This is a genomic window from Streptomyces avidinii (assembly GCF_014650695.1).
GTDB classification, from domain to species: domain Bacteria; phylum Actinomycetota; class Actinomycetes; order Streptomycetales; family Streptomycetaceae; genus Streptomyces; species Streptomyces avidinii.
In genome coordinates, this window is the sequence record NZ_BMVL01000005.1 from 70,357 (window position 1) to 92,155 (window position 21,799).

At 72.1% G+C, this 21,799-nt stretch carries 18 protein-coding genes; 8 read left to right on the plus strand and 10 right to left on the minus strand.

What is annotated here, in order from left to right:
• Nucleotides 1-59 precede the first annotated feature (59 nt).
• Nucleotides 60-2,093 (plus strand): NADPH-dependent 2,4-dienoyl-CoA reductase, encoded by a 2,034-nt coding sequence (locus IE257_RS14130; protein ID WP_189968459.1) that lies wholly within the window; start codon nt 60-62, stop codon nt 2,091-2,093.
• Between the two features lie 46 nt (nt 2,094-2,139).
• Nucleotides 2,140-2,553 carry a PaaI family thioesterase gene (locus tag IE257_RS14135; RefSeq protein WP_189968461.1) on the plus strand — a complete coding sequence of 138 codons (414 nt, stop codon included), beginning with the start codon at nt 2,140-2,142 and terminating at the stop codon, nt 2,551-2,553.
• Between the two features lie 9 nt (nt 2,554-2,562).
• On the opposite strand, the gene IE257_RS14140 is transcribed toward IE257_RS14135, so the two are convergent.
• Entirely contained in the window at nt 2,563-3,744 is a 1,182-nt protein-coding gene (locus tag IE257_RS14140; protein WP_308277844.1) for a serine hydrolase domain-containing protein, read from the minus strand.
• 148 nt (nt 3,745-3,892) lie between these two features.
• Between IE257_RS14140 and IE257_RS14145 the strand changes: the two genes are divergently transcribed.
• The 3 genes from IE257_RS14145 (at nt 3,893) to IE257_RS14155 (ending at nt 6,943) form a co-directional block, all read left to right on the plus strand.
• The gene (locus tag IE257_RS14145; RefSeq protein ID WP_229920354.1) at nt 3,893-5,287 is read left to right on the plus strand and encodes an MFS transporter; all 1,395 of its coding nucleotides are present in this window, start codon (nt 3,893-3,895) and stop codon (nt 5,285-5,287) included.
• 18 nt (nt 5,288-5,305) lie between these two features.
• Nucleotides 5,306-5,758: an SRPBCC family protein gene (locus IE257_RS14150; RefSeq protein WP_189968467.1), complete on the plus strand. Its 453-nt coding sequence runs from the start codon at nt 5,306-5,308 to the stop codon at nt 5,756-5,758.
• Between the two features lie 126 nt (nt 5,759-5,884).
• On the plus strand, nt 5,885-6,943 hold the full coding sequence (locus IE257_RS14155; RefSeq protein ID WP_189968469.1) for a vWA domain-containing protein: 1,059 nt from the start codon (nt 5,885-5,887) through the stop codon (nt 6,941-6,943).
• An 86-nt stretch (nt 6,944-7,029) separates the two neighbouring features.
• Here the strand turns inward: IE257_RS14155 and IE257_RS14160 are convergent, their stop codons facing one another.
• From IE257_RS14160 to IE257_RS14180, 5 genes are all read right to left on the minus strand, one after another.
• The gene (locus tag IE257_RS14160) at nt 7,030-8,604 is read right to left on the minus strand and encodes an alpha/beta hydrolase (RefSeq protein ID WP_229920355.1); all 1,575 of its coding nucleotides are present in this window, start codon (nt 8,602-8,604) and stop codon (nt 7,030-7,032) included.
• Between the two features lie 197 nt (nt 8,605-8,801).
• On the minus strand, nt 8,802-9,353 hold the full coding sequence (locus IE257_RS14165) for a hypothetical protein (protein ID WP_189968471.1): 552 nt from the start codon (nt 9,351-9,353) through the stop codon (nt 8,802-8,804).
• Nucleotides 9,354-9,456: 103 nt separating this feature from the next.
• Nucleotides 9,457-10,446 carry an SCO0930 family lipoprotein gene (locus IE257_RS14170; protein WP_189969180.1) on the minus strand — a complete coding sequence of 330 codons (990 nt, stop codon included), beginning with the start codon at nt 10,444-10,446 and terminating at the stop codon, nt 9,457-9,459.
• Nucleotides 10,447-10,582: 136 nt separating this feature from the next.
• Complete coding sequence (locus IE257_RS14175) at nt 10,583-12,034, minus strand: NADH-quinone oxidoreductase subunit NuoF family protein (protein WP_189968473.1); 1,452 nt, start codon at nt 12,032-12,034, stop codon at nt 10,583-10,585.
• Nucleotides 12,031-12,843 (minus strand): hypothetical protein, encoded by an 813-nt coding sequence (locus tag IE257_RS14180; RefSeq protein ID WP_189968475.1) that lies wholly within the window; start codon nt 12,841-12,843, stop codon nt 12,031-12,033. Before IE257_RS14180 ends, IE257_RS14175 begins: the two co-directional genes overlap by 4 nt.
• Nucleotides 12,844-13,440: 597 nt before the next feature.
• On the opposite strand from IE257_RS14180, the gene IE257_RS38210 reads away from it, so the two are divergent.
• A complete protein-coding gene (locus IE257_RS38210) occupies nt 13,441-14,772 on the plus strand; it encodes a PucR family transcriptional regulator (RefSeq protein WP_229920356.1) in 1,332 nt (443 codons plus the stop codon).
• A 255-nt stretch (nt 14,773-15,027) separates the two neighbouring features.
• Here IE257_RS38210 and IE257_RS14190 read toward each other — a convergent pair whose 3' ends face one another.
• The 4 genes from IE257_RS14190 to IE257_RS14205 form a co-directional block, all read right to left on the minus strand.
• Entirely contained in the window at nt 15,028-16,410 is a 1,383-nt protein-coding gene (locus IE257_RS14190) for a DUF1996 domain-containing protein (RefSeq protein WP_189968477.1), read from the minus strand.
• A gap of 9 nt (nt 16,411-16,419) precedes the next feature.
• Complete coding sequence (locus tag IE257_RS14195) at nt 16,420-17,061, minus strand: DUF4142 domain-containing protein (protein WP_229920357.1); 642 nt, start codon at nt 17,059-17,061, stop codon at nt 16,420-16,422.
• A 576-nt stretch (nt 17,062-17,637) separates the two neighbouring features.
• Complete coding sequence (locus IE257_RS14200; RefSeq protein WP_189968481.1) at nt 17,638-18,348, minus strand: sigma-70 family RNA polymerase sigma factor; 711 nt, start codon at nt 18,346-18,348, stop codon at nt 17,638-17,640.
• A gap of 152 nt (nt 18,349-18,500) precedes the next feature.
• On the minus strand, nt 18,501-19,184 hold the full coding sequence (locus IE257_RS14205; protein ID WP_229920358.1) for a hypothetical protein: 684 nt from the start codon (nt 19,182-19,184) through the stop codon (nt 18,501-18,503).
• Nucleotides 19,185-19,460: 276 nt separating this feature from the next.
• Here IE257_RS14205 and IE257_RS14210 point away from each other — a divergent pair, with 276 nt between their 5' ends.
• Nucleotides 19,461-20,633 (plus strand): MFS transporter, encoded by a 1,173-nt coding sequence (locus tag IE257_RS14210; protein ID WP_229920404.1) that lies wholly within the window; start codon nt 19,461-19,463, stop codon nt 20,631-20,633.
• Entirely contained in the window at nt 20,630-21,730 is a 1,101-nt protein-coding gene (locus IE257_RS14215) for a sugar ABC transporter permease (RefSeq protein WP_189968485.1), read from the plus strand. The genes IE257_RS14210 and IE257_RS14215 overlap by 4 nt, the downstream gene beginning before the upstream one ends.
• The last annotated feature ends 69 nt before the right edge of the window (nt 21,731-21,799 follow it).

A 21,799-nucleotide genomic window follows, 5' to 3' on the forward strand; every position in this document is an offset into this window, starting at 1 on the left:
AAACCGCCCTCCGCTCGCTAGAACAGGTTCATCACCCCCGCGCGAGGAGGCACACCCCGATGAGCACGCAGAGTTCCCAGAGCCGGTACCCGCACCTGCTGAGCCCCCTGGACCTCGGCTTCACCACGCTGCCGAACCGCGTGATCATGGGCTCGATGCACACGGGGCTCGAAGAGCACCAGGGCGGCTTCGAGCGGCTCGCCGCCTTCTACGCCGAGCGGGCGCGCGGCGGCGTCGGCCTGATCGTCACCGGCGGCATCTCCCCGAACGACGCCGGCCGCCCCTTCGAGGGAGGCTCCCGCCTCACCACCGAGGACGAGGCCGCCGAGCACCGGGTGATCACCGACGCCGTGCACGCCGAAGGCGGGAAGATCGCGATGCAGATCCTCCACTTCGGCCGCTACGCCTACCACAAGGACCTGGTCGCACCCAGCGCCATCCAGGCCCCCATCAGCCCCTTCGTCCCGAACGAGCTCACCGACACCGAGGTCGAGGCCACCGTCGAGGACTTCGTCCGCGCCGCCCGCCTCGCCAAGCTCGCCGGCTACGACGGCGTCGAGATCATGGGCTCCGAGGGCTACCTCGTCAACGAGTTCATCGCCGCCGCGACGAACAAGCGCACCGACCGCTGGGGCGGCGCCTACGAGAACCGCGTCCGCTTCCCGCTGGAGATCGTCCGGCGCACCCGCGCGGCCGTCGGCGAGGACTTCATCGTCATCTACCGCCTCTCGATGCTCGACCTGATCCCCGGCGGCTCCACCCTCGACGAGGTCGTCCACCTCGCCAAGGAGATCGAGGCGGCCGGCGCCACCATCATCAACACCGGCATCGGCTGGCACGAGGCCCGCATCCCCACCATCGCCACCTCCGTCCCGCGCGGCGCGTACACCTGGGTCACGAAGAAGCTGATGGGCGCGGTGAGCGTCCCCCTCGTCACCAGCAACCGCATCAACACCCCGGAGATCGCCGAGGAGCTGCTCGCCGACGGCCGCGCCGACCTGGTCTCCCTGGCCCGCCCCTTCCTGGCCGACGCCGACTTCGTCGCCAAGGCCGCGGCCGGCCGCTCCGAGACGATCAACACCTGCATCGGCTGCAACCAGGCCTGCCTCGACCACACCTTCAGCGGCAAGATCACCAGCTGCCTGGTCAACCCGCGCGCCTGCCACGAGACCGAGCTCGTCCTGTCCCCGACGCGCACGAAGAAGCGCGTCGCCGTCGTCGGCGCCGGCCCGGCCGGCCTCGCCTGCTCCGTCTCCGCCGCCGGACGCGGCCACGCCGTCACCCTCTTCGAGGCCTCCGGCCACATCGGCGGCCAGCTCGACGTAGCCCGCCGCATCCCCGGCAAGGAGGAGTTCGAGGAGACCATCCGCTACTTCGGCACCCAGCTCGTGGACTCCGGCGTGGAGGTCCGCCTGAACACCCGCGCCGACGTGGACACCCTCCAGGGCTACGACGAGGTCGTCATCGCCACCGGCGTCACCCCCCGCACCCCCGACATCGAGGGCGTCGACCACGCCGGCGTCGTCAGCTACCTCGACGTGCTGCGCGACGGAGCCCCCGTCGGCGAGCGCGTCGCCGTCGTCGGCGCGGGCGGCATCGGCTTCGACGTGGCCGAGTACCTCACCGACAGCGGCGAGGGCGCCTCCCAGGACCCCGACGTCTACTTCCGCCACTGGGGCGTGGACACCACGTACGCCGGCCCCGGCGGGCTCACCGCCCCCGAGCGCCCCGCGCCGCCCCGCCAGGTCCACCTCCTCCAGCGCAAGACCACCAAGGTCGGCAAGGACCTCGGTACCACCACCGGATGGATCCACCGCGCGGAGCTCAAGCACCGGGGCGTCGTCTCCGTCGCGGGGGCCACGTACGACCGCATCGACGACCAGGGCCTGCACATCACCGTCGGCGGCGAACAGCACCTCGTGCCCGCCGACACGGTGGTCCTGTGCACGGGCCAGGAGCCGCGCCGCGACCTGTACGAGGCCCTGCGCGCGGCCGGCATCCCGGCCCACCTGATCGGCGGCGCCGACGTGGCCGCCGAGCTCGACGCCAAGCGGGCCATCCGCCAGGGCACGGAACTGGCCGCCGCTCTCTGACCGAAAGGGGATTGTGGCGGTCCGGCCGGACCGCCACAATCGCCCGGTGACGATCTCACCCGCAGACGCAGACAAGATCCTTCTCGACAACTTCGCCCCCTGGGTGCTCGCCCTCGGACTGACCGTCCAGGAGACCGGGGAGAGGCACGCCGTACTGCGGCTGCCCTGGTCCGGCGAGCTGGCCCGTGACGGCGGCGGTCTCTCGGGCCAGGCCATGATGGCGGCCGCCGACACGGCCACCGTCATCGCGATCTCCGCCGCCCGCGGGGCCTACGGGCCGATGACCACCGTCCAGCAGTCCACCAGCTTCCAGCGGCCGGTGGTCGGGGCCGACGTGCTGATCCACGTACGGGTGACCAAGCTCGGCAAGCGGATGGCCTTCGCGGACATCACCCTGACCCCCGAGGGCTCCCAGGACCCGGCGGCGACCGCCTCCACGGTGTACGCCCTGCTCGGCTAGGCCGGCGGGCTACTTCCGCTGCGCGGCGCACAGGGCCGTGTCCACGGCGCTCTCGACGTGCCTCGTGGACGCCAGGTCGGCCGGGACGGCGGTCACCGTGACGTTCGCCGCCGCGCGGCCGTCGTCGGTGACCCCGCCGCGTGTCTCGTACCCCATGATGTCGCCGCCGTGGCCCCAGTAGACGCCGCCGCACGACAGCGGCCTGCTCATGATCCCCAGTCCGTAACCCGCGCCGGTGTCCCCGAGGGGGACCGTGGTGCGCATCTCGGCGAGCTGCGCGTCCGCCAGCAGGTCGCCGGCCAGGAGCGCGGTGAAGAACCGGTTGAGGTCGGAGCCGGTGGAGATCATCTGGCCCGCCGCCCAGGCCGCGGACGGGTCGATGTCCGTGACGTCGCGCCACGGCGCGCCCGCCGACTCCTGGTGGTAGCCGCGAGGATGCCTCTCCCGGACGGTCGTGTCACCGGCGGCCGGGAAGTAGGTGTGGCGCAGTCCGGCGGCCCGGACCACGCGCCTGTCGATCTCCTCGGCGAGCGGCCGGCCGGTGACCTTCTGGACGATCAGGCCGGCCAGCACGTAGTTGGTGTTGCTGTAGCCCCACTTCTCCCCGGGGGCGAAGGCGGCTTTGTTCCGCAGGGCGATGTCCAGGATGTCGCGGGGTTCCAGGTACCGGCGTTGGAGCAAGGCGTCGTCGACGTCCTTCTCGTAGTCCGGAACGCCGCTGGTGTGCTGGAGCAGTTGGCGAACGGTGATGTTGCGGCCGTCGATCCCCTCACCGCGGACGAGGCCGGGCAGATGGGTATCGACCTTGTCCCCGAGGCCGACCTTGCCCTCGGCCACCAGTTGCAGGACGACCACCGCGGTGAAGGTCTTGGTGGTGCTGCCCATCCGCACCTGCCCGTCGTTCGGCACCTTCGCACCGGTGGCCAGGTCGCCCACTCCCGCGGTGTAGGTATGGGTGCGGCCCTTGCCGTCCTGGACGCTCGCCAGTGCGGCGGGCAGGCCGTCGGAGCGCACCAGTGCGTCCAGACCCTGCTGGACCGCGTCCGGCCGGGCGGCGGACGCCGCGGGCGGCGCCAGCGCGCCGATCGTCAGCGCGCAGACGGCCGCCGCGGCGGCGGCCGTAGCCGCTCTGCGTCGGCCGCCCTGCGGCCGACGGGAAGAACGAAGCGTGTGCCAGGTCTGTGCGTGCACGGGCCAACTCCTGCGGAGACGTCGGGAATCCAGCGGTGTGTTCCGGTCCCAGCCTCTCCGGGGGCGCGCGTCCGCGGCGATCATGCCACCCGGCCCGTCCCGGGTGGGGATATCCCCCGGGACCAGGGGGAGCCGGGCCCGAAACGCGGTGGCGGGCGGCGGACCGGGTCGCCTAGCCTCGCACCCGTCGACCGACCGCGACGGCGGCCGCACGGAACGGGGGAGCGGGACCATCGGCGGGACCATCTCGGCGGAGTCCGGAACCCACGGCGCGAGGCCGCCGCTGCGGCGGAACAAGGACTTCAACGTCTTCTGGCTCGGCCAGGCGCTGTCCGTCCTCGGCGGGTCCGTATCGCTGCTCGCGCTGCCCCTGCTCGTCCTCGACGCCACCGGGTCCCTCGTGCAGATGGGCCTGGGCACGGTCATCTCAGGGGCCACCGCCATCGGCACGGGAGTGTTCGCCGGGTACGTGGTCGACCGGGTGGACCGCCGCAGGCTGATGATCGCCTGCGATCTGGCACGGGCCGTGCTGCTCGGCGCGGTCCCGCTGGTCTGGTGGGCCGCGGGGCCGCAGGTCTGGCTGCTGTACGTGCTGACCGCGCTGGTCGCCGTACTGAAGACCCTGTTCGACGTGGCGTACGTGACGGCCATCCCCAACCTGGTGCGTACGCAGGACCTCACGGCTGCCAACGGACGGTTGATGGGCACCTTCGCCCTCGGGAGCCTGCTCGGGCCGGTGGTGGCCGGTCTGCTGACGGCCGCGGCGGGTGCGGACCGGGCGCTGGCCTTGGACGGGGCGACCTTCCTCGTCTCCGCCGCCAGCCTCGGATGGGTGCGGTTCACCGCGCGGCCCGCCCGGCCCGCCGGGGAGCACGCGGACACCGCCGGGGCCGGGGTGCTGCGGGAGATGTTCGTCGTCGGCTTCCGCTTCCTGTGGAGCCACCCGCTGCTGCGCCCCCTGACCCTCCAGCTCACCCTGCTGACCTTTGTCACCATGGGCGCCACCGACCTGCTGATCTACCGCGTCCAGCACGACCTCGGCCGGGACGCGGCCACCCTCGGCTACGTGATCGCGGTCGGCGGGACCGGCTCCGTCGCCGCGGCGCTCGGCGCGGGGCGGCTGCGCCGGATCCTCGGCTTCGGCACGTGCTGGCTCGCCTCCATCGCGATGATCGCCGTGGGGGTGACCGTGACGGGCGTCAGCGGCAGCGTTCCGGTGATCGCCGCGCTGTCCGCCGTCTTCATGTTCGGGATCACCCTGGGCGGGATCTGCACCATGACCCTGCGCCAGGAGGTGACCCCGGACCACCTGCTCGGCCGTGTCACGTCCGCCTTCTGGACCGTGCACAACGCCTCGGGCCCGGTGGGCGCGGCCGTGCTCACGATGCTGGCCGCCCGCCACGGCGTACCCGCGGTCAGCACGGCGGGCGGGGTGCTGTGCCTGCTGGTCCTCGTAGGCGGGCTGCTGACCCCGCTGCGCGGCGGCCGCGTGGCGCCCGGCGCGCGTGCGGAGTCCGCGTCTGGGATCGTGGATCACAGGTAGCCGCACCGAGGAGCTGACATGTCCGGACAGTTCGAGTCGAGTGTCGAGATCGACCGACCGGTGGAGGCGGTCTTCGCCTATCTGGCGGACGGGCGGCACGATCCCGAGTTCAGCCCCCGGGTCCAGGAGATCACCAAGACCCCGGACGGCCCCACGGCACTCGGCACGGTCTTCCGCAGCACGGTCAAGGACGCCGGGATGAAGACCGGCCGCGAGTTCCGCATCGTCGGCCTCGACCCGCCGCAGCTGATCCGCTGGACGGAGCAGACCCGCAACCTCGTCACCGCGGAGGGCGGCTACGACCTCGAAGCCCTCCCCGGCGGCCGCACCCGCGTCCGGATCTTCAACACGCTCGAGGGCCACGGCCTCGGCAAGCTGCTCGTCGGCCTCGCACTGAGCGCCGCCCGCAAGGACGCCCCCGACTTCGGGCGCCGGATCAAGGCGGCCGCGGAGGCCTCTCTCCCCGCGTAGCCGAGCCCCCGGCCGGACCACCGTGACCGGGTGGGCAGGGGGGTGATCGTCCGTCAGGCTCCGTTGTCAGTGGCTCCTCCTAGGGTGGATTCATCACCTGGGGAGCCACGGAGAAGGAGCTGAAGCGTGTCCGCCAACAAGATCCAGCACAAGGTCAACCACGTCGCGCTGGTAGTGGACTGTTCGGGTTCCATGCGGCAGCACCAGAGCCAACTCGTCCGGGTCGTGGACGAGTTCGTGTCTGGGCTGAAGGCCGAGTCGGACAGCCTCGGTCATGAGACCCGGATCAGCCTCTACTCCTTCGACCACAAGGTGGAGAATCTGGTCTGGGACATGGACGTGAAGCACCTGCCGTCCATGCGGGGGCTGTACAAGGTCAACAACGGTGCCACCGCCCTCATCGAGGCCTCGCTGAAGTCGCTGGAGGACCTGGGCCACATCTGGGAGGAGTACGGCGAGCACAGCTTCCTCCAGATCGTGGTGACGGACGGCGAGGAGAACGCCTCCGGCGGCGACCGGCGGCACGACGGCGACATGGCCGTCCTCGGCCCCTGGCTCGACCGGATCGCGGCGAAGATGGGCGCCCTTCCGCACCACTGGACGTCCGCCATCCTCGTCCCGAACTCCCTGGCGAAGCGGACCGCGCAGAACTACGGCTTCCCGGCCGGGAACATCGCCATCTGGGACGCGGACTCCCAGGAGGGCGTGGAGGAGGCGATCGGCACCGTGCGCGCCGCGGCCACCGGCTTCCTCCGCGGCCGAGAGAAGGGCGTACGCGGCACGAAGAACCTGTTCGCGGTCGGCCAGGACCTCTCGGTCGACGACGTACGGGCCAACCTCGAACCGGTCCCGGCCGACAAGTACCGGCTGCTGAAGGTCGACGCGGAGGTCGACATCCGGTCCTTCGTCGACTCGCATCCGGGCGTGACCTACGAACGTGGCGCCTGCTACTACCAATTGGGCGCGCGGGTGCAGGTTCAGCCCGACAAGGAGGTCATCGTGGTCGAGAAGGACACCGACCGCGCGTACACGGGCGACGCGGCCCGCAGCCTCCTCTTCGGCACGGGCATCCGGGGAACCGTCTCCGTGAAGGCGGGGCGCAATCCCGAGCTGGAGGTGTACGTGCAGAGCCGTTCGGTGAACCGCAAGCTCAAGCCGAAGACACGGCTCCTCGTCATGGTCTGAGCCCGCATCCGGGCGGCCCGGCCCGATTCCGCGCGTCAGCAGCGGTTCGAGCCGGGCCACCGGCCGTTCGCCGGGTCCCGGGCCGTTCAGAACCGGGCGGGGCCGGACGGGAAGGGCAGCCGCTTCGACGGCGCCGCCGCATCGCGCCGCTCGGCGGCGGCCGGCGGGTTCTGGCAGGTCACGTCCCGGTCGGGCAGCCGACCCGTGGTCAGGTACGCGTTGACCGGGGCGTTGGCGCACGAGGTGGGGTCGAAGAGGTACACGCCGTGGCCCTCACCACCCGCCGCCAGCACCATCCGCGAGCCCTTGAGGGCGCGGTGCAGGCCCTGGCCGCTGACGAGCGGGGTCTGCGAGTCCCACTCGTTCTGCACCGTCAGCACGTTCGCCTTCTTGTTCATCGGCGTGGCCGCCTCGGCCGGCCGGTCCCAGAACGCGCACGGCTTGATGTTGGACGCGAAGTCCCCGTACAGCGGGTACTTGGCCTTGTCCTTGGCGGCGTCCCGCTCGTACTGCTCCGTGTACCGCGGCCAGCTGCCGGTGTCCCCGCACGCCACGGCCCAGAACACGGCGGTGCCGTTGTCCGAGGCGGGCTCGGCCGCCGCGCCGCCCAGCAGCCGCTTCAGCTGCGTCCCGGTGACGTCGGCGGGCAGCGGCTTGCCCTCGGCCGCGGCCTTCAGGGCCACGACCATCGGGGTGGCCTGCGCCGGGTAGAAGAACACCCCGCGCGCGGCGCGGATCATGTCCCCGTCGACCTTCATGCCGTCGAGCTCGATCGGCTCCTTGTCGGCGCGCGCCACCAGCCCCCAGAAGGTCTCGGACACGGCCTTCGGGGTGTCGCCCAGCCCGTACTCGGCCGACCGCTGCGCCGCCCACTGCGTCCACCGCGCGAAGGCGGGCTCGGCCTCGGTGGCCCAGACCTGGATCATGCCGCGCCAGATCCGCTGAGGGTCCACACCGCTGTCGAGCACGAAGCGGTCCGTGCGGTCCGGGAACATCTGCGAGTAGACCGCGCCGAGGTAGGTCCCGTACGAGTAGCCCACGTACGAGAGCTTGCGCTCGCCCAGGACCGCGCGGATGGTGTCCATGTCCCGGGCCGTGTTGCGGGTGGTGATGTGCGGCAGCACCGAACCGGCCTTCTCACGGCACTTGTCGGCGACGGTACGCGCCCAGGTCACGTCGGAGCCGAAGGTCTCCGGGCGGTAGGCGCGGTCGAAGTTCTGCTCGGCGTCGGTCAGTCCGCAGGTGAGCGGGCTGCTGGCGCCGACCCCGCGTGGGTCGAAGCCGATGAGATCGTACTGCTCCCGTACGTCCTTCGGCATCGCGTCGTTCATCAGCAGCGGCAGATCGAGCCCCGAACCGCCCGGGCCCCCCGGGTTCAGCAGCATGGCTCCGTGCCGCTTGGCCGGGTTCTCGCTCTTCATCCGGGATATCGCGAGGTCGATCGTGCGCCCGTCGGGACGCCGGTAGTCGAGCGGGACCTTGAGCGTCGCGCACTCGTACGAGGCCGGCCCCTCGGGACTGCAGCGGTGCCAGGCGGGTTTCTGCCGGAGGTGGTCCGAGGCCGGGGCGGCCGAGGCCTGGGTCGCGGACAGCAGGGGCACGGTGGTGGCGACGAGTCCGGCGGCGGCGAGCAGCGGTGCGAGGCGTCGTTTCTGGCGCACTGAGCCGTTCCTTTCGGTGAAGTCACTGACGCGTCCACCTTGTTGCACGCCGAGCGCCGCCGAATCATCCCGAAGGGTCGTGCTCTGTGCTCCTCACGAACGAGCCGATAACAGGACAAGTGGCCGACACGCCGCAGTCGGCCCCCGGTCGTGTACCGGGGGCCGACTGCGGCGTGTGCAAGGAGCGCGGACGGGGTCTAGTGGCCGGGTTCGCCGGAGTGGCCGCCTCCGTGGGTCTCGCCACCGGTCTTGCCGTCCGTCTTGCCGTCGGTCCCGCCGTGGGTCTCGCCGGTCTGCAGGTCGCCGCCGAGCCGTCCGCGCAGCGTGGTCAGGGCTTCCTCCGTCTGCGCGGTGACGACCCAGCGGTCCCCGACCAGATAGATGCCGCCGTACATCCGGGCCTCGGTCAGCCAGGCGTGCAGGCCCTGCTCGGCGGCAAAGGTGACCATGCGGTAGATGACCTGACCGGCCTCGCAGCCGCCCTGGCGCAGTTCCTCGGCCTCCACGTTCACTTCGGCGGTGCAGCCGATAGCCGTGGCGATCTGCTCGATCGAGGTCGCGGGCCCCGCCGCCGCGGCCCCCTTGGCCGTCTCCGCGGCCGTCTCCTTCGCCCCGGCCGGGGTGTGGTGGGCCGAGGCGTTCGCGGCGCAGCCACCGCACAGCAGCGCGGCGACGCACACCGCGGCAACAGCCGGAAGGGACGGGAGGATCCGCCGGGCGCGGCGGGTGCTGCGGTCGGTGGACGGCATGGCAACCTCTCAGGCTGATCGGGGAGGGGTCGTGGCGCCCGGGTGGGGAGGTACCCGGGCACCACGCGATTTCGGGGGGAGGACCGGTGCGCCGCGGAATTCCCTAGTTGACGACCTTCGCCTTCTTGCCCTTGTCGGTGATGGCGAACCAGAGACCCTTGTTGTTGTGCCCGGTGGTGTCCCCGGGCTCCTTGTCGCCGGTGAATGTGTAAACCGGCCAGCAGTCGATGGTCAATTGCTCGCTGCCGTCGGGGCGCTTCACCTTCCCGATCAATTCAGGAGCGATTCCGCTTACGTTTGCCTTGTCGACGGGCTTGGCGGGCTTCCAGGTGTCCGTGCAGGCGTCCACACAGCCGATCTTCATCGGCCAGGCGCTGTCCTTGTCGAACCGGTAGAGCGTCTTGCCCTCCGCGTCCTCGACGAGGGTTCCGAGCTCGGGGTTCTGCACGGCGGTGAGTCCGGAGGCCTTCGCCTCCGCAGCCGGCTTCTCCTCCTCCTTCTTCTCCTCCTTCTCGCCGCCCTCGGCGGCGCCGCCCTTGCCCGCGGGCTTCCCGCCGGGGCCGAGCGCGTGCCAGGTGCCGCCGACGCCCTCACCGAGGGCGTCGCCCGCCTTGGCATCCTTGGCGTAGCGGTACACGGGCCACCCGGCGACGGTGAGCTGCTTCGTACCGTCGGACCGCTCGACGGAGCCGAGGAGTGCCGCATCGATGCCCGCGCTGACCGAGGCGCCTTCCGCGGACACGGCGGGCCAGGTCGCCGCGCAGTCGCCCTCGCAGTTGGACTTGGGGGGCTTGGGCGTGTCCTTGTCGAACCGGTAGAGCGTGAAACCCTCGCTGTCGGTGACCGCGGCGCCCAGGCCCTGGATATCGCTGACCTTCATCTGGCCGGCCGGGCCGGTCTTGCCGAGCTGGCCCGCAGGGACCGCGCCGCCTCCGGCGCCGCCGCCGTAGATGTCGCCGCCGGTACCGGCCTGTTTGCTGTCGCCCACCGGCTGAACCGCGGGTGCCTTTCCCCCGTAATTGTCCGAGCTTCCGCATGCGGCCGTCATCATCAGTACCGCGACTGCCGACACGGCGAATATCTCGCGACGCATTTTCTTCACGATCTCTCCTTCAGGTTCGGTTTCGCGTTTCCTTGCCCCCGGTAATTGATACGGGGCCCGGACCGGCGGGAGCTAATATCCCCGGGAATTTGTCAGATCGCGCCAACATTGAACCCGTGGCATTGGTTCAGTCCTGGATGCGCAGCGCGAGGGCCGGGCAGCGGCGCACCGCGCGCAAGGCCTTCTGCCGCAGCTGCCGGGGTACGGCCATGGAGGCCTCCGCCGGGAAGCCGTCCAGGTCGAGCCGGACCACGTCGGGCAGGACGTCCACGCACAGCCCGTGCCCCTTGCAGAGGGTCCAGTCGACCAGCAGCCGCTCCGGACTCTCGTCGTCCTCGGGCAGTGGAAGGGCGCCGAGCACCCGCCGCCCGCAGCCGCTGCCGAGGGCGTGGTCCCGGAACTCGTCCGGGAAGGTCCTGAGTGCCGAGGCGACGAAGGCCGAGGTGCCGTCGGGATGGCTGCACGCGCCGCGGCGCAGTACCGCCTTCATCCGCAGCTCCAGCATTTCGAGGGCGGCTCTGCCCCCGCCCCGAATGGCGTCCTCCAGTACGTCGGCCATGGCGGGCAGCCCCCGTACGCAGGGGCCGCACTGGCCGGCCGACTCCTTCGCCATCCAGCGGGTCACCCGAGCCACTTCGCCGGCCGGGCAGGTGTCCATCGGCAGCGGCAGCACCGCCCCCGCCCCCAGCCGTGCGCCGAGCCGGTCGAGGGACTCCCGTGAGATCTCGGCGGCGCGCGCCGATGCCGGGTCGAGCCATTTGCCGTGGTAGCCGCCGACCAGGACGCCCTGGCCCGGATCGGTGCCGCACAGCTCCAGGATGTAGGAGAGCGCGGCCCCGCTCGGCGTCTCGACGACCGTGCTGCCCGCGACGGTCAGCAGGATGGTGCCCGGTTCGCTGGGCAGGCCGGTCGTACGGTAGTCCAGCGCGCCGAGCCGGGCGGCGACGGCGATCTGGGCGAAGGTCTCGGTGTTGGAGAACAGGGTGGGCACCCCGTTCAGGCCCCGGTCACTGGTGCGCACCTTCTGTCCGGACGGCAGCGTCGGGCCGCCGTTCAGACCGTTCACGTGCGCCGTTCCCTCTCCGGTCACAAAGCGCTCGGGGAGCCGCGTGATCTGCACCCGGCGCCCTGCCGGGCCGCGTTCGGCCACGGCCTCCCGCAGCGACTGCTCCACGTCCCCCCGGGTGACGCCCACCACGACGTCCTCGGAGTTCAGCGCGGCGGCGGCCAGCAGGGCCCCGTCGAGCACCAGATGGGGGGTGTGCAGCAGCAGCGCGGTGTCCTTGAGGCAACTCGGCTCGCCCTCACTGCCGTTGACGACGACAGCGGTCTGCCCGTCCCCGGCGCGGGCCGACCGCATGACGGCGCGCAGCTTCCGGGAGAAGGGGAAGCCCGCGCCGCCGCGACCGCGGAGGTCGATGTTCTCGGCGAGGTCGACGAGTTCCTCCGGCCGGTAGCGGGGCATTTGGCCGTGCGTCGTCAAATGGGCCACGCGGTCGAGCCGCGCGGCCTGGTCGAGTCCGGCCAGCAGCCGGGGGGCGCCCACACAGCCGAGGCTGGGGCGCGGGTCGCCGCTCACATCCCCCGCCCTCGGGTGGCGAAGTCCTCGCCGTCGGAGAGACTGCCGGCCCGGCTGGGCGCGTACACGGCGGTACGCGGTGGCTGTTCGGACAGGGGTGGTGAGGCAGGGCTCGCGGTCACGGCCGCGGCTGCCGGCCGCGTCGCACGCCTCGGCCGGGGGACCGTGGCCTTGACGGGTGTCTGCGGCACGGGCGAGGGGACGGGCGGCAGGGAGGCCGCGTACTGGATCCGGGTCCTGACGCGCAGTACGAGCACGCCGACGATACCGAGCAGGGCCAGCCCGTAGGCAGCCGTGACCCAGGTGTCGGCGGCGCGGCCCGATTTCAGGCCGTGCACCAGTGAGGCGCCCCATGCCGGATAGGCGCCGAAGTGCAGGGCGCGCCACAACGCCGAGCGGCGGTTGGTGGCGAACACGCTGCGCGCCGCACCGGAGATGGCCACCGCGAGGAAGAGATATCCGGCCAGGCTGCCGAGTCCGACCAGAACGGGCCGGGCGGCGTCCGTGAAGGGGACGAGCGCGGAGGACGCGGTCGTCCGTTGTTCCGCGATCTTGACCCAGATGTGCAGGGCCAGGAAACCGAGGCCCGACACGGCGAGTCCGCGGTGCGCCGCCTGGGCGACCAGCCGGTGTCCCGAACCCAGGATCACCCGGTCGGTCGCGGCCAGTCCCCACAGGACGGTGGCGGTGAGCGAGACGAGCGAGAGTACGCCCGCCCCGAAGTCGAGGAAGTCCCAAAGCTGGGTCAGGGCGCCCGCTCGGGCAGCCACGGTGACGGCCACGATGGCCGCGCCCACGGCGATGAGCACGCCGGGACTCAGCCTTCCGGGCGTGGAAAGGAGGGAGGGCCGCCGGACGGCCCGCCTTCCGGCCGCCGGAGCCGCAGCCGCATGGCGGCTCCGGCGGCGGGCTCTGTGTGAGCTGGGCATGTGAGGCTGGGGCAGGGGCATCCAGTTCTCCTGTGCGCCTGGGCTCCGAGCATTCCACCTGGCGCTCGGCACCCGGGGGTCGTTGTCGTCGTGCCCGGCAGCGCTGTGAAACTCCGCGCCGGCCGAGGGAACTTGGGGCAGCCGGAGTGCAGCAGCATCGTGGAGCTGCACAGCAGCTCCACAGGTTTTATCGAAACGTGATAATTTCTCGCACCGCGTCTACGGCGCATCGAACAACACCGGAAGATTCCCCTCCAGCGGAGGTTGCGACAGGCCACCGCGCCGCCCGTCACCTACGCGTCCCAGACGGCAAAATCACGGCAAAAGAATGGGACCGTAAGTGGTCGGACCTCTCCAGGAGGGAGTACGAGGGCCGCAACTCCCGTGTCAGACAAGGGTGTTGGCATGGAAGGCAACCTCGACGGGCTTGTCGCTCTTCCCCGGACAAGCCTCACCCCGGCACGAACGAGGAAAACGATGTGTGAACTTCTGAACCGCATCTGGTCCCGCCCACGCGGCGAGTGGACGCGCGTCCTGCGCAGGGAACTCCCCGCGCTGGCCGCCGAGATAGTGGAGGAGCTTCTGCATGGAATTCCGGAATTTTCCGCACTTATCGATGACAACGATGCCATTGATGACGAGTTGTTCCGGCAGCGGGTGGAAGAGGCGCTCCTCACCGTCCTCGGCTACCAGGAACAACCCCCGGAACAAGCACCGGACGAGCACGATGAACAGGCCGAGAGCGAGGACGAGATCGAGAACCAGGTCGAGGTCGAGAACAAGTTCGAGAGCAAGGCCCGGCGCGGGACCGCATCCGGGATCGACCCCGGGCTCGCGGCCCGGGAAGAGTGCGAGGTCACGCACGAGGGCCGGCACGAGGGCCTCCGCGAGGCACCCCGCGCCGACGGCGTTCGCGAGGTCCGCCCCGTCGGCCTCCGCGAGGCACGACTCGAAGCCCGCCACGACGGCCGGCACGACGGCCGGCACGAAGGCCGCCTCGAAGGTGTCCGCGAGTGCGACCGGGCACGGCAGGACCTCTTCAAGACCCTCACCGATGACAGGGCCGCATCCGAGATGTCCCTCAGCGAGCTCGCGGAGGCGGCCGGCTGGCCCCTCCCGCCGGCCGTACGGGCCATCGTGCCGGCCACGCCCGGTGAGACCCAGCAGCTCGCTGCCGTACTGGACCACGCCCTCGTCGGCATGTTCGCGGGCCGTCCGTGCCTGCTCGTCCCCAGCTCCGACCCGGACAACCGCGCTCCACTGGAACACCTGCTGCGCGGCAGGTTCGCGGCCGTGGGCCACGCCGTACCGCTCCGCGACACGGCCTCCTCGCTGCGCTGGGCCCTGCGCCTGTCCGCACTGACCCCCGCCCGCCCGGGTGTCGAGGTCCGGCCCGTCTTCGTGGACGACCACCTCTCGACCCTGCTGCTGCTCCAGGACGAACCCCTGGCCCACGCGCTCGCCGCCCGCTGGCTGCGCCCGCTGGCCGACCTGACCCCCCGCCAGAGCGAGCGACTGGAGGTGACCCTGCTCGCCTGGCTGGAGGGTGGCGGTGCTCCCGAGGCCGCCAAGGCGCTGAGTGTGCACCCCCAGACCGTGCGGTACCGGATGCGCCAGCTGGAGAAGCTCTTCGGTACCGGCCTGCGGGACCCCCGTACCCGCTTCGAGCTCGAGATGGCCCTGCGCAGCCGCCGGCTGATGGCCCAGGTGCGCCGTCAGCACTCGCGGGTGGGCCGCAGGGCCGCCCGTGTGATCCAGGCCGACTTCACCCCCCTTGTCGGCCGTATGGCCCGCGTCAACGGCCTGTAGAACCGGACAGAACCACAGCGAAACAACTGAAGCGCACAGCACAACAGTCCGGCCCGGCCCCGTATTACGGGGCCGGGCCGGACTGTTGTGCGGGTACGGGGCCGGGACGCGGTCAGGACGCCGGGGCGCCGTACGCACGTGCGGTGTTGGCCCGAAGTCGGCTTCGGGCCAACACCATTCCCGGGCCGGACGCGGTGGTGGAGGGAGGGGGGAGCGTCCGGCCCGGGAGTTGGAGGGGGAGTCCTGCCGCAGGGATCAGCGGCAGGTGCGTCCCTCGTTGATGCAGCCGACGGCCTTGTTCATCAGGCCGTTGGACATCACGTTGATGAAGTCGTCGTGGTCGGTCGCCGGCTTGTGCAACTGCTCGGGGAAGCTGTCGACTGCGAAGCGGGCGCCGGGGGCCACCCCGTAGGTGAGGCGCATCACCAGCTGCGGAATGGCCTTGAAGCCCTTCTGGCAGCGGCCGTTCTTGTCCGGGAAGGCCACGTGCGTCCGGTGGTTGGCGCTGTCGATGTTCTTGCCGTCCCAGCAGCTCTGGAAGGTGAAGGAGCGCACCACGTCGCTGCCCTTCGGGCAGACCGGGTACTTGTCCTTCAGCTGGCGGTTCTCGAAGCCGGTGCAGCTCCACGAGGCGTTGGCGTTCGCATTGCCGTTGGTGAAGGCCTTGGCGTCACCGGTGATGATGCGCATGAAGCGGGGCATCGCCGTGACCTTGCCGACGGGGCTGCCCTTGAAGGTGATCGACACCTGCTTGGGCTGGAGGATGGTGCCGACGTTGCCGTCCTGGCCGCCGCCGGGGGCCTTCGCGTCCCGCTCCACCTTGCCGTCACGCAACCGCAGCACGGGCCAGTAGTAGCTGGACTGGTCGCCGTTGCCGCAAGTGGTGCCGGACTTGGCGAGGCTGTCGTTGGTGGAGAAGGCGTCGGTGGAGTTGTTGCCCACGTAGTCGTGCATGTGGTGGGCGCCGTTGGAGACGCCGGGGGCGACGATGACGTTGTCGGGGTTGAAGTGGCCGTTCTCGTTGCGGCCGCACTGCGAGATGAAGGATCCCTTCGAGGCGCCCGCCTGGGCCGCCGGATTCTTCACGTTCGGTCGGATCTTCGTGATGTTGACGAAGTCGTTCTTGGCCGGACCGCCCTTCTGCCCGGTGGCCTGGGCGGCCACGCCCTGCTCGCCCTTGCTCGCGGCCGCGGCGGCGGCGTCGTCCGCCGCGGGTGCCTGCTTCATCGTGCACGCGCTCAAAGCCTTGAGTTCCGCAGGGGGTTGGCCGGCGTTGCCGATCGCGTCGGTCACGCCCTTGATCGTCTGGTCGCGCTGTTGCTTCAGGTTGCCGAGGAGGGCGGCGTCGCCCTTCACCTTGCCGGCGGCGAGCTGCTTGTAGGCCTCGGCCACCTGGTCGTCCAGCTTGGCGAGGTTCTTGTCGACCTCGGGTTTGGCCTGGTCGGGGACCGCGGTGAGCTTCTCTCCCACGTCGGGGCAGTCGATGGTGGCTGTCATCTCTTGCGCACGGTTGCCCTCCTGGCCGGCGGACGCGTTTCCCGCGACGACGGCAACTCCGCCGCCGCCCAGTACGAGCGCGGAGATCACGCCCAGAACCTTGTTCGACAGCCGTGGGCGTTTGTGGCCCTTTGCACTCATGCGATCACTTCACTTCGTCGGTTGGACATTGTCGGAAAGCGCGTCGAAGTCGACGAGTCCGGTGTCTTCGAGGACCGTGATGTGGTCCAGAACCGTGTTGTTGGCGGATGTGGCGAGGGCCCGGACCATCGAGTTCTTGGTCTGTGCCCGAATTCCGGCCAGCAGGGAGAACACCTTTCCGTGAGCCTTGCGCAGCAGTTGGACGAACAGCCGCTCGTACTCCTCTCCGCGTGCGCGGTTCATCTGGCCCAGCCAGTCCTGCTGCTGTGCCGTCGGCTGGTTGGGTAGATCGACACCGAGGGCCTGGCCGACCTGGATGACCTGTCGGTCCAGTTCGGTGTGGCCGTCGATGAGGTGCTGGCCGGCCGTCTTGATCGCGGGTCGGGACCCGCGCTGCTGGGCCTGGCGGCCGGCGGGCAGCTCCCACAGTCCGGCGAGGCGGACCTTGCGGATGAAGTCCCGGTCCGCCGCCGTCAGTGGTCCAAAGGCCGTGCTCACGGTGCCACCGCCGTCGTCGTCGGCCGCCGCCGTACCCGTGGCGGCGGCCGAGGCACGGCTGCCGAAACTGTCCACGGGTATCAGCAACGCGATCAGCGTGAGGGCAAGGGCGCTGATGACGAGGCCGCTTCCGATCGTGTATCTCGTGGCCATCGACAAGCCGCTGATGGATCTCCGCCGCATTGACAGCACTGTGCCTCCTCGCTCCAAGGGCCGGGAGGGGGTGGCGGGGCAGGAGGGGCCGCACAGGCCGTGCGGTGCACACCCGCATTCCCGGGGTGTGACGGGACGCTAGTGCCGGGCGCGGCGCCACTGCCGGAGGACATCACCATCGGATAAACATCCCGGCGAGTCCGCGGAAGGCTGATATCTTGCCGCGCGTCCGACCATGCGGCCGGGCGGCGCCGCGGCATGTCTGCGTGCCCCGCCGCCATGCCGCCGGGCAGGCTCCGCAAGCGCCTGCCGGACGTGTCCGCGAGTGGGTCGAAGGCCAGGTCGCGGCACATGTCCGGCCGCACGACCGCCTGTCGGGCCCGGCCGGCCCCGGCGTGCGGCCACGGGCCGCTGCCGACCGGCTCCCGGCTCCGGGCCTGCGCCCGCGGCCGTGCGTCACGTTCCGCCCGTGCACCAACGCCGGGACGGTGAAGCGGGGCCCGAACACGCAAGAGGGACTGTGGGGCGCCGTTCGCGCTCCACAGTCCCTCCCACCCTCCCGCCCCGTCCGGAGGGTCAGGCGAGGGCCGCCGCCGTGAGGGTGCGCTCGCCCGCCGCCCGGGGCGTTCCGGGGGCGGTGCGGTCGGCCCGCGGGGCCGGCGGCTCCGGCGCCGTATCGGTCGGTCGGGTGTCCGTCAGGAGCGCGATGAGCGAGGTGCGGGCACGGGCCACGCGGGAGCGGACCGTACCGATCGGGCAGCCCACGGCCGTGGCCGCCTCGGCGTAGGACAGCCCCAGCAACTGGGTCAGTACCAGGGCCTCCCGGCGCTCGGACGGGATCAGGGCGAGCAGCTCCGCCAGGGCGATGCCGTCCTCGAACCCCGGCACGTCGTACGGCTGGGTCTGCTCGGCGGCCGTCTGCCAGTCGCAGCGGTCCGACAGTCTGGGCCGGGCCGCCGCGTGCCGGAGGCTGTCCACCACCGTGCGGCGGGCTATGGACAGCAGCCAGGTCCGCGCGGAGGAACGGCCCTCGAAGCGGTGCAGGCTCGCCAGTGCGCGGAGGAAGACGTCCTGGGTGAGGTCGTCGGCAGCCTGGGTGTCCGCGCTGAGGTAGGCCACGTAGCGCCAGACGTCACGGTGGAGCGCGCGGACGAAGCGGTCCGTCTTCACGGGATCGCCGTCACGGGCGTCCAGGGCCAGCAGGGTCACCTCCGCGTCGTTGTCGGGGGTGCGCCGGGCCGGCCGGCCACCGGTGGTACAGGAAGGGGTCGTCGGGGCAGCAGTCATCGCCACAAGGTCCTTACGGGCAAGGGGTGTCCGGCACCCGCGAGCGGGCGGGGCCGGTGGGGAGAGCGGCCTGCCGGAAGGCACGGCCGATGCCCGAGGCGCGGGGGTGCGGATGCGGGAGCGGTCGCGGGCGCGGCTCGGGGAACCAGCTGTCAGAGGACAGCGGTCCCCGCCGGCGGGCCCCGTGAGGTGATGGCGTGGGCGAGGAGCAGCCGCCGCGGTGCGCGGCGGGCCCGCCGCCGGCGCATCCGTACGGTCGGCCGGCGCGCGGGTACGGCCGTACGGAGCAGCAGGCGCAGCGGAGTCCAGAGGCGGGCGGCGACGGCCCGCACCACGCGGAAGGCGGCCCGCTCGCCGTGGGCGAGCCACAGTCCGCACAGCACGGCAGCCAGCAGGTGAGCGGCCAGCATGCCGGTCGGTGACATGCCGGCCGCCTCGTGCATCGCGCCCGGCAGCGGCCCACCGGTCACGCCCGTTGCGCCGATCGCGGCGGTCAGGGCGGAAGGGGCGTCCGCCGCCCCGTGCATCGCATGGTGCACGTGAGCAGCGGCTTCCGGCATCTCGACGCCGGGCGGAGGCTGTGACATCTGCCCGGATCCAGCCGTCGGTGCGGCCGGAGCGAGGGACTGGGCCAGGGTGAAACCGGCGTGGAGCAGGGCCTGGACGGCAACGGCCGCCGCCGTGACGGCCAGGAGTCCACGCTCCCGCCCGGCGAGCGCCCACGCCGTCACCGCCGTGCCGGGTAAGGCGACGGCCAGAGCCCACCAGGGCACCGCCGTACCCGACATGAGCAGGTGGCCGGTGGCCGCGAGCAGCACACAGAGGGCTGCGAACATCGCAGCCCTCACGGCGCGTAAACAGCGGACCGGGTTCATGGAGGGCTCATCCTTGCACCGGCCGCTCGAGCCGCACATCAGGGTGCGCACTTCCGGACAAGTTCCCGCGTCCTGCCTTGTCATGGCGGGGTTGCCCGCCTCGTGTGGTGCAGGGCACAAGGGACCGGGGGAACCGTCGCGCCGGTCCATCCGACTGCCTACCCGCTCGCTCGAAGAGTTCAACGTCCGGGGAAGGGAGACTTCGTGGCCGCGGAGGGGACGGCGACCGCATCGCCGATGGAGAAGGACGGCGGGGCGGGACGGCAGTTGACCGCGCTCCTCACCTGCGCCATGGCGTTCTCCATGCTGCAGCTGTTCCTCCTGGGTGCGCTGGGCCCCCGCCTGGTGACCGAACTCGGCGTGTCTCCCGCGGTCCTCGGGCTCACCACCACGATCGGATTCGGTACGGCTGCCGTGCTCTCGCCGGCGGGCGGCCGGATCGTGGACCGGATCGGCCCGCGGCGCTCGCTGGTGGTCCTGCTGCTGGTCTCCGCGGCGGCGCTCGCCCTGATCGGCGCCGCACCCGGCGCCGGACTGCTGCTCGGCGCCGTCGCACTGGGCGGCGTCCCCCAGGCACTGGCCAACCCGGCCACCAACAAGGCCGTGCTGCGCGCCGTCCCGCCCGCCCGGCGGGGAGCGGTGACCGGGCTCAAGCAGTCCGGTGTGCAGCTGGGCGCCTTCGCGGCCGGACTGCCGCTCGCGCTGCTCGCGGGCGGCATCGGCTGGCGGGGCGCCGTCTGGACCGGCGCCGGCGCCGCCCTGCTCGCCGGGCTGTGGGCCCGGCGCGTCCTGCCGGCCGACCCCGCCCCGCCGCGCGCCGGGCCCCGTACGGCACTCGTGCCGCGCGGGATGGTGGCCTGGCTGGCGGTGTTCTCGCTGTTCCTCGGGGCCGGCATCGCGTCGGTCAACACCTACCTCGCCCTCTTCGGCGCGCAGCGGCTGGGCATGGGCCCGACGGCGGCGGCCGCCCTGGTCGCCGTGCTCGGCGTGGCGGGCATCGCGGGCCGGGTGGGGTGGTCGAAGGCGGCCCGGCCCGGGCGGGCCGAGTGGCTCCCCGGCTGGCTGGCCTGCGGAGCCCTGGCAGCGGCGGTACTGCTGGCGGCCGCCCTCGTGGCGGGCCCGCTGGTGTGGGTCGGGGCGATCGCCGTGGGCGTGTTCGCCGTCTCCGGCAACGCCGTCTCGATGGTCCTGGTCATGCAGCGGGCCGCACCCGGCCGGGCCGGGCAGGACTCGGCGCTGGTCGCGGCCGGGTTCTTCGGCGGATTCGCCGTGGGCCCGCCCCTGTTCGGCCTGCTCGCGCAGAGCGGCCGGTACGGGCCGGGCTGGCTGCTGGTGGCGGCGGAGTTCGCCGCGGCGGGAGCCGTCGCGTTCCTGTGGGCCGTACGGGACCGGCGGGAGGGCGCGGCATGAGCCCGGCCGGGGCCGGGCTCGGCCGGACCCTCGAAGCCGTCATGGAACGGGTGGCGGTGACCGCGGCGGCCGTGGGCCCCCGCTTCCCGCTGTACGCCGAACCGGGCGACGGCCGTTGGCAGACCACCGGGCGCGGTTCGTGGACCGGCGGGTTCTGGGCGGGCCTGCTCTGGCTGAGGGCGCGGTACACGGGGGACGAGGCCGACCGGCGTGCCGCCGCCGCGTGCACGGCCCGGCTCGAACCCTGGGTGGCGGCCGACACCGCCACCCGAGGCCTCATCTTCTGGTACGGGACCGCTCCGGCCGGCGACGATGCCGGGGCCGCCGCCCTCCGGGCCCGGGCCGCCCGGGCCGTCCTGTCGGCCCATGACCGTGAACTGGGGCTCGTGCCCTGGGGGGACGCCCTCGGAGGGCCCCGACTGCTCGCCCGCGTCGACGCCGTGCCGGGTACGGTACCGCTGCTGGCCGGGGCCGGACCGCAGGGCCTCGCCGCCGCGGCCGATCACCTCCACCGCCACCTCGACCTCTGCCTCGGAGCGAACCCTGCGGTGCCGACGCCCGCGGTACTGACTCCCGCCCTGCGCTTCGACGCGGGCACGGGCTGGCAGCCCTGCCCCGACCCGCCACCGGGCTGGAGCCGGGGACGGGCCTGGCTGCTCCTGGCGGTCGCCGACGCCCTGCTGCGCCCGGATCTCGCGGCGGCCGGCCCCGCCCGTGCCGCCGACCGGCTCTACGCGGCGGCCGAACTCCTGCTCCCGCAGGAGGAGTTCCCGGTACCGGCGGCCGACTCCGCCCGGCCGGACGGGCCGGTCGACACCTCGGCCGCCGCGATCACCGCGGTCGCCCTGCTGAAACTCGCCCGGGTGCCCGGCCCCCGCGTGGCGCAGTGCGCGTACCGGGCCGAGGCGATCCTCGGCAGGCTCGCGGCGAGCCACGTCAGCGGCCCGGGCACCGGCCGCCCGCCGGGGATGCTGCTGGACGGCTGCTACGACGCGGACAAGGGCCTGGCGGTCCGGCACGAACTCGTCTGGGGCGACTTCTTCCTGGCCCTCGGCCTCGCCGCCCTGCACGGCGTCGTCGACATCACCCGCGTCTAGTACTCCAGCCGTAGATCGTGATCTTGTTGCTGGAGTGCGGTGGAGAGGGGGCAGCGGTCAGTCGTCGAC

Excerpts from the sequence above, each read along its gene's own strand:
- IE257_RS14130 (WP_189968459.1), top strand. The coding sequence starts at position 60 with ATGAGCACGCAGAGTTCCCAGAGCCGGTACCCGCACCTGCTGAGCCCC.
- IE257_RS14150 (WP_189968467.1), top strand. The coding sequence starts at position 5,306 with ATGTCCGGACAGTTCGAGTCGAGTGTCGAGATCGACCGACCGGTGGAG.
- IE257_RS14165 (WP_189968471.1), bottom strand. The coding sequence starts at position 9,353 with ATGCCGTCCACCGACCGCAGCACCCGCCGCGCCCGGCGGATCCTCCCG.
- IE257_RS14170 (WP_189969180.1), bottom strand. The coding sequence starts at position 10,446 with ATGCGTCGCGAGATATTCGCCGTGTCGGCAGTCGCGGTACTGATGATG.
- IE257_RS38210 (WP_229920356.1), top strand. The coding sequence starts at position 13,441 with ATGTGTGAACTTCTGAACCGCATCTGGTCCCGCCCACGCGGCGAGTGG.
- IE257_RS14190 (WP_189968477.1), bottom strand. The coding sequence starts at position 16,410 with ATGAGTGCAAAGGGCCACAAACGCCCACGGCTGTCGAACAAGGTTCTG.
- IE257_RS14195 (WP_229920357.1), bottom strand. The coding sequence starts at position 17,061 with ATGGCCACGAGATACACGATCGGAAGCGGCCTCGTCATCAGCGCCCTT.
- IE257_RS14200 (WP_189968481.1), bottom strand. The coding sequence starts at position 18,348 with ATGACTGCTGCCCCGACGACCCCTTCCTGTACCACCGGTGGCCGGCCG.
- IE257_RS14205 (WP_229920358.1), bottom strand. The coding sequence starts at position 19,184 with ATGTTCGCAGCCCTCTGTGTGCTGCTCGCGGCCACCGGCCACCTGCTC.
- IE257_RS14210 (WP_229920404.1), top strand. The coding sequence starts at position 19,461 with ATGGAGAAGGACGGCGGGGCGGGACGGCAGTTGACCGCGCTCCTCACC.
- IE257_RS14215 (WP_189968485.1), top strand. The coding sequence starts at position 20,630 with ATGAGCCCGGCCGGGGCCGGGCTCGGCCGGACCCTCGAAGCCGTCATG.